Origin of the sequence: Paraburkholderia sp. JHI2823 (assembly GCF_038900695.1) — a bacterium.
Lineage (GTDB): Bacteria > Pseudomonadota > Gammaproteobacteria > Burkholderiales > Burkholderiaceae > Paraburkholderia > Paraburkholderia mimosarum.
This window is the reverse complement of record NZ_JAYMRY010000307.1, coordinates 1-424: the sequence shown is the minus strand read 5'-3', so window position 1 is coordinate 424 and position 424 is coordinate 1. Positions and strand designations below refer to the sequence as shown.

Sequence of the window (424 nt, the reverse complement as noted above, 5' to 3'; positions counted from 1 at the left end):
AGATATCAGGCCATTTGCAACAGCGAGAAATTCATGGCTCTTCTCTGACACAGTTGCGGGCGCGAAGGCGAGCGCCATCGTCTACAGCCTCGTGCTGACGTGCCGGGCCTGCAACGTCGAGCCCTATGCATATCTGCATCATGTGCTCAACGAGCTACCGCAACGAGCGCCCGGGGCTGACATCGGCGACCTGTTGCCTTTTAACTTCGCCAAACGAGTGACGCTCGCTACAACCCGCCTCTGAAGCACCTCAATCTGAGGTCCAATTCGCATTCTGCACGAGCTCCGGCACAGGTCGGCCATCGGTCGGCAACGTAGGCGTGCCCGCTATCGCAACGCGGGCGCCAGCGCGACCTCGGCTAAAATAGCGCGGTGTTCGTTCTCGCATCAACCAGCGGAAATCATCCCATGACCAGGACAAATC

The 424-nt window shown here is 59.0% G+C and carries 1 protein-coding gene; it reads left to right on the top strand.

The window, feature by feature from the left end; genetic code table 11:
• Positions 1–244: transposase domain-containing protein (locus VSR34_RS38765; protein ID WP_342965283.1), on the top strand; the 244-nt coding region annotated here is incomplete at its 5' end.
• Positions 245–424 lie beyond the last annotated feature (180 nt).